Origin of the sequence: Caballeronia sp. NCF2, from assembly GCF_023631205.1 — a bacterium.
Classification (GTDB): Bacteria; Pseudomonadota; Gammaproteobacteria; order Burkholderiales; family Burkholderiaceae; genus Caballeronia; species Caballeronia zhejiangensis.
This window is the reverse complement of the sequence record NZ_JALQDN010000032.1, coordinates 1-6,226: the sequence shown is the minus strand read 5'-3', so window position 1 is coordinate 6,226 and position 6,226 is coordinate 1. Positions and strand designations below refer to the sequence as shown.

At 65.0% G+C, this 6,226-nt stretch carries 5 protein-coding genes and 1 pseudogene; 2 read left to right on the top strand and 4 right to left on the bottom strand.

The window, feature by feature from the left end; genetic code table 11:
* Window positions 1-141 (bottom strand): annotated as a pseudogene (locus NCS02_RS13185) (1,2-phenylacetyl-CoA epoxidase subunit PaaA); the annotation flags it as partial.
* A gap of 224 nt (window positions 142-365) precedes the next feature.
* Entirely contained in the window at window positions 366-1,838 is a 1,473-nt protein-coding gene (locus NCS02_RS13180) for an MFS transporter (protein ID WP_250435285.1), read from the bottom strand.
* A gap of 180 nt (window positions 1,839-2,018) precedes the next feature.
* On the opposite strand from NCS02_RS13180, the gene NCS02_RS13175 reads away from it, so the two are divergent.
* On the top strand, window positions 2,019-3,281 hold the full coding sequence (locus NCS02_RS13175; RefSeq protein WP_250519797.1) for a TIGR03862 family flavoprotein: 1,263 nt from the start codon (window positions 2,019-2,021) through the stop codon (window positions 3,279-3,281).
* 6 nt (window positions 3,282-3,287) lie between these two features.
* On the opposite strand, the gene NCS02_RS13170 is transcribed toward NCS02_RS13175, so the two are convergent.
* Entirely contained in the window at window positions 3,288-4,439 is a 1,152-nt protein-coding gene (locus NCS02_RS13170) for a methyltransferase (RefSeq protein ID WP_250519796.1), read from the bottom strand.
* Window positions 4,440-4,611: 172 nt separating this feature from the next.
* On the opposite strand from NCS02_RS13170, the gene NCS02_RS13165 reads away from it, so the two are divergent.
* Window positions 4,612-5,907: an SGNH/GDSL hydrolase family protein gene (locus tag NCS02_RS13165; RefSeq protein WP_250519795.1), complete on the top strand. Its 1,296-nt coding sequence runs from the start codon at window positions 4,612-4,614 to the stop codon at window positions 5,905-5,907.
* A gap of 34 nt (window positions 5,908-5,941) precedes the next feature.
* Here the strand turns inward: NCS02_RS13165 and NCS02_RS13160 are convergent.
* Window positions 5,942-6,226, bottom strand: a 285-nt coding sequence (locus NCS02_RS13160; protein WP_250478890.1) for a hypothetical protein, incomplete at its 5' end; no start/stop codon positions are given.

Below are 6,226 nucleotides of genomic sequence, written 5' to 3'. Positions count from 1 at the left end.
CTCGGGCATCCAGTCCTGCGGCTCGATCTTGCCGTCGGCCTGCATCACCGCGTCGAAGCGGGTTTGGGCGGCGGAGGATGCGGCTTCGTGGCTTTCGGCTGCGGACGTCGCGCTGGGGAGGTCGAGGGATTGCGTGTACATGTCGGCACTCGCTCAAAAAGAAGTCGCTGTCCGGCGATTATAAACCGACCGGACGGTCGGTAAATGCATTTTTGAGACGTATTCGGGTAACTCCGCATGCGAGAAGCGGACCCCGTCGAGCAAAGCGCGCGACCTTTAATCTAGTGCAGGCAGGAGGAGAAACGAAAAGAGCGGCAGGCGAAACATCGCCTGCCGCTCTTTATAAGGCGGGATCGGAAACTGTTTTAACGCGGCTGCTGCGCGGCGAAATCCTCAGCGTCGACGTCGTAGCCCGACGGTTCCCAGCGCACGGCGAACAGCGCGACGAGCCCCGCGAGCGGCGCGACGGCGATGATCCAGAACACCTTCGTGCCGAGCGCCGCCGACAAGACCGGGAACAGGAACAGCGAAACCGTCGAGCTGGCGCGCATCAGCGTCTGATTGAAGCCGACGCCGACACCACGCAGCGAAGTCGGATAGCTCAGCGACGCAAACGTCATGCTGTGCGAGCCAGGCCCGACGCCCTGTCCGAGCAGGAACGCCGCGAGAAACGCGATCGCGACGACGACTTCGACGCCCGTCGACGGCTTCCCGACGATCGCGAGCCCGACGAGCGCCGCAAACTGAAACGCGTAACCGACGACCGACAGCTTCCACGCGCCGAATTTCGGCACCGTGCGCACGGAAAACAGCCCGCCCGCGAACGCGAAACACAGATTGAGCGCGAGCGACGCGAGGATCGTAGTGAGCATCGATTGCGCGAGGAAACTCGAAATGATGACCGGCAAGCCGAACGCCACGGCGTTATAGGCGAACGACGACGCGATGGCGATGACCGTCGCCAGCACGGTCCGGCGCAGGTAGACGCCGCGCAGCAGCGCGCCGTAGTTGCTCCACGTCGCGCGACGCGCCTTCGGCGCAACGGTGGCGGTTTCGTCGACGCGGGCATCGATGCCGTACGAGCGCTTGAGGATCGCGGCCGCGCCTTTCAGATCGCCCTGATTCGCGGCCCAGACCGGCGATTCGCTCATGTATCGGCTGCGAATCGCGATGATCGCAATCGCCGGAACCGCGCCAAAGCCGAGGATCAGACGCCAGAGCCAGCCCGCGTTGTGTTCGGGCAAGACCGCGTACAAACCGAGCACCAGCAGATACGAGACGCTGATCGCCGCGTACCAGACCGGGCACCACATCGCGACGCGTGCCGCCTTGTTGCCGCGGCCCTGCAAGCGGGAAAATTCCGCGAGAAAGGCCATCGCGACGGGCAAATCGATGCCGACGCCCAGTCCCATCACGAAACGCGCACCGCCGAGCACCCAGGCGTTCGGCGCGAGCGCGCAGGCGATCGCCGCGACGACGAAGAAGAACATGTCCGCCATGAAGACGCGATAGCGGCCGACCTTGTCGGTGAGATATCCGCCGAGGAACGCGCCGATGATCGCCCCGAACGTGATCGCGGCGGCGACGAAGCCGGAGCCGGTCGGCGTCAGCGAGAATTCGCGGGCGATGTCCTTCATGCCGAACGCGAGCGCGCCCAGATCGTAGGCATCGAGAAAAATGCCGCCGAGCGCGATGGCGACGACCACGCGCGCGTCGCTGCCGATGGCGGCGCCGTGGTTGACGAGACTGGAAACATCGGCGGCGCTTTTGATGACCGGCCGTGAATCCTGGGTGGCGGACTGGGCGGCAGCGCGTTCGGGCGCGAGGGACACGGACATGATCAGGCTATTTCAGTAAAAAGTTGTCGATGCAACGAATCGCCGGATCGTACTGGCCCGCGCGCAGGCGGCCAAATTCTTTTTTGTTATTTAATGACTTACGCGGCGCCGTCGATGCGTTCCCGCCGCGCAGACCGGCGATGCGACAATGTCGCTCCGTTTTGTTCTTTCTATTCAGGCATGTCGTCAGTTGAAAACATCGAATCGGTGGACGTCGCGGTCGTCGGCGGCGGACCGGCCGGGCTCATGGCCGCGGAGGCGCTCGCGGCGGGCGGCGCGCGCGTCGGTGTGTTCGACGCGATGCCGTCCGTCGGACGCAAATTCCTGATGGCCGGCAAAGGGGGCATGAATCTCACGCATTCGGAGCCCGCCGACGCGTTCCTCGCGCGATACGGCGCGCGCAGCGGGGAGATCGCGCCGCTGCTCGCGCGCTTCGATGCAAGCGCGTTGCGGGATTGGGTTCACGGCCTGGGCGTCGAGACTTTCGTCGGCAGCTCGGGGCGCGTGTTTCCCACCGACATGAAAGCCGCGCCGATGCTGCGCGCATGGCTGCATCGGCTGCGCGCGTCGGGCGTCACGTTTCATATGCGGCATCGCTGGCTCGGCTGGGCCGACGAACGCGCGTCGATATCGCGGTTCGCGACGCCATCGGGCGAGAAACACGTTCGGCACGATGCGCTCGTGCTGGCGCTCGGCGGCGCAAGCTGGCCGCAACTCGGCTCCGATGGCGCCGCGCTGCCGGTTCTCGCCGCGCGCGGCGTGGCCACGCGTCCTTTCGTGCCGTCGAATTGCGGCTTCGATGTGGGCTGGAGCGAGCATTTCAGCAGCCGGTTCGCGGGCGAGCCGCTCAAGTCGGTGGCGATCGGCGTGCCGCGCGCGGACGGCGCGCCCGACTGGCGCGTCGGCGAGTGCCTCATCACCGATCAGGGTATCGAGGGCAGTCTGATTTACGCGTTATCGGCGCCGATTCGCGACCGGATCGACGAAAGTCACGGCGCCGGCGCGACGATTCTGCTCGATCTGACGCCGCAGCTCTCCGCCGAACGCGTGCGCGAGGAAGTGCTGCATCCGCGTGGCGCGCGCTCGATGTCGAGTCATCTGCAAAGCCGGCTGCATCTCACGGGCGTGAAAGCGGGTTTGTTGCGCGAATGCGTGAGCAAGGACGAATTTGCCGATCCCATCACGCTCGCCGCGCGCATCAAGGCGTTGCCGCTGCGTGTGCTGCGCCCGCGGCCGATTGCGGAAGTCATCAGCAGCGCGGGCGGCGTCGAGTTCGAAGCCCTCGATGCGCGTTCGATGCTCGCCGCGCTTCCCGGCGTGTTCTGCGCGGGCGAAATGCTCGACTGGGAAGCGCCGACCGGCGGCTATCTGCTGACGGCGTGTTTCGCGAGCGGGCTCGTCGCGGGCGAGGGCGCGCTCGCGTGGCTTGCCGAGCGCGCCTGATCCAATTTACGCGACGACCAGCCGCCACAGCGACGTGACTTCCGCCGAGCGCGCGGCGTGCAGCGGATCGGACTTGTCGATCGCCTTCGAATGACGCGGCCTGATGTCGATACGTCCATCGACCTTCAGTCCGGCCTTGTCGATCCATTCCTGCAACTGCGCGCGCGTGCGCAGGCCGAGATGCTCCGCGAAGTCCGACAGGATAAGCCAGCCTTCGCCGCCCGGTGTCAGGTGCGCGGCGAGGCCGTCGAGAAAGCCGCGCAGCATGCGGCTCTCCGGGTCGTAGATCGCGTGCTCGATCGTGGCGCTCGGACGCGCCGGAAGCCACGGCGGATTGCAGACGACGAGCGGCGCGCGGCCCTCGGGAAACATGTCGGCTTCCACGACCTTCACCTGACGAGCGAGGCCGAGTCCATCGACGTTTTCCCGCGCACAGGCGAGCGCGCGGGCGTCGACGTCGGTTGCGACGATCCGCTCGACGCCGCGCCGCGCGAGCACGGCCGCGAGCACGCCGGTTCCCGTGCCGATATCGAACGCGAGTTCCTTTGACGGCAGCGGCTGATTCGCGACCAGATCCACGTACTCGCCGCGAACGGGCGAGAACACGCCGTAATAGGGATGGATCCGCCCGCCGGCCGCGTCGATGTCGACGCCTTTCTTGCGCCACTCGTGCGCGCCGATCAGACCAAGCACCTCGCGCAAGGACACCACCGATGCTTCATCCGACGGCGGCCCGTATACTTCCTCGCATGCCTGGCGCACGTCCGGCGCGCGTCGCAACGGGATGGCGTAGTGCTCGTCGAGCGGCAGCACGAGCATTGCGAGGGTGCGGGCGCGCTGCGATTGCGCGAGTCGATGGAGATTGAACGCATCGATCGGCGATGTTTCCGTCGCGGGCTTCTTCGCCTTGCGCGGTTTGTTGTCGATACGGCGGGCCATCGCCTGCAGCAACTGGCGAGCGTTCTGGAAATCGCCGCGCCAGAGAATCGCGGTGCCTTCGCAGGCGAGCCGGTACGCGTGATCGGCCGTCATCTGATCGTGTCCGATGACGATGCGCTTCGCGGGCGGATTGCCGCTCTCCGATCGCCAGCGGGCAGAGCGGCTTTCGCCGTCTTCATCCCAGACGAGTTGCTGCGGTGCTGAATTTTTCGATTGCATATCTATATTGATGCCCGCTGCGTATGTCGTCGCGCCGGCGAAAAAAGAACTGGCAGCATTGTGAGGCCATTTCACGGGCGTCGCTGCTGCTTGTGCGCATCGCCGGCGATGTGCGGCGCGAGCTTGATGACACTTCAGGCACAATCGAGCCTTTTCCGAACGCCATCGCCGAATGAAACTCCGAGTTCTCGCCGCGATTTGCGCGGCCGCGTGCGCCGTCCAACTCAATTTCGCGCCAATGGCGTTCGCCGCCGACGCTGTGGAAACGCCCGCCAACGAGCGATGGGTCAGCGCGTGGGGCACTGCGCTGCAGTCGATTCCGCAACTGGCGAACCTGCCGCCGCTCTATCGCGCGCCGGACGTCGCGGGGCGCACCGTCCGTCAGCTGATTTATCCGCAACTCGACGGCAAGCGGATGCGTCTGCGGATCAGCAATCTTTATGGGACCGAACCGCTCGTCGTCGAGTCGATGAGCGTCGCACGGGCGGTCGGCGGTAGCAGTGCAGCGATCCAGGCCGGCAGCGCACGGTCCGTGTCTTTCGGCGGACACAAGAGCGTGACGGTCGCGCCGGGCGCGCAAGCAACAAGCGACGCGGTCGATTTCGACGTCGCCGCGTTTCAGCCGGTCGCCGTCAGCATGTTCATGGGGAAGGATCAAAAGCTCGTCGCGTGGCACCGCGTGTCGAGCCAGGTGAACTACATTTCGACGCCGGGCGACCGCACCGGAGATGGATCGGCAGCCGCGTACCGCACGCGCTTCACGCAATATGCGTGGCTCAGCAACGTCGCGGTGGAAAGCGCGTCGGCGCACGCGATCGTGGCGATCGGCGATTCGATCACCGACGGCATGCGTTCCTCGCTCAATGCGAACCGGCGCTGGCCGGATGCGCTCGCGAAAGAAGTCGCCCGGAAAAGTGGCGGGCAAACCGCGGTCTTGAATGCGGGCATCAGCGGGAATCGTCTGCTCAGCAACTCGCCCTGTTACGGTGAGGCCGTCGTGAGCCGCTTCGAGCGCGACGCGCTGCGTCAACCGGGCGTGCGGGCGGTGATCGTGCTGATCGGCATCAACGATATCAACTTCATGGCGATGCCCGCGCACGCCGGGCTCGATTGCGACGCGCCGCACACGGAAGTCAACGCCGATGCGCTGGTGCGCGGATATCAGCGACTGATTGCGCAGGCGCATCAGCGCGGCGTGAAGATCTACGGTGCGACGCTCACGCCCGCTTCGCTGCCGCCGGAAAGAGAGTCGATCCGAACGGCGGTCAACGAATCGATTCGCGCGAGCCGGGCGTTCGACGGTGTCATCGACTTCGATCGGGCGCTGCGCGATCCGGCGCGCCCGAGCGTGCTCCAGCGCCGGTATGACAGTGGCGATCATATCCATCCGAGCGACGCGGGATACGCGGCGATGGCCGCGGCAGTGCCGATGGAGTTTGTCATCGGAGCGGCGAAGGCGGCACACTGAAGCAGACGCGAAAAAAATTGCGTTCGTCACCTTGTCATTCGTGTGTGCTTGACCTACTATTCAGCCCCTCGTCGCAAGACGAGAGCCGCCGAGCGAAACGGGCGGTCTCAGAAGTCACCGGATTTGGAAGCGAAAGCGAAAAATAGTGTTGACAAAGAGAAAAAGATTCTTCATAATCTCGTTTCTCTGCTGCTGATGCAGCGACGCAAGACGGAAGTTGAAGTAAGGCTTGTCTTGCGATGTGCTCTTTAAAAACTAACAGCCGATAAGTGTGGGCGCTTGATGGCGAGTGCGGCTGGTTCTTCGGAATCGGCGATAG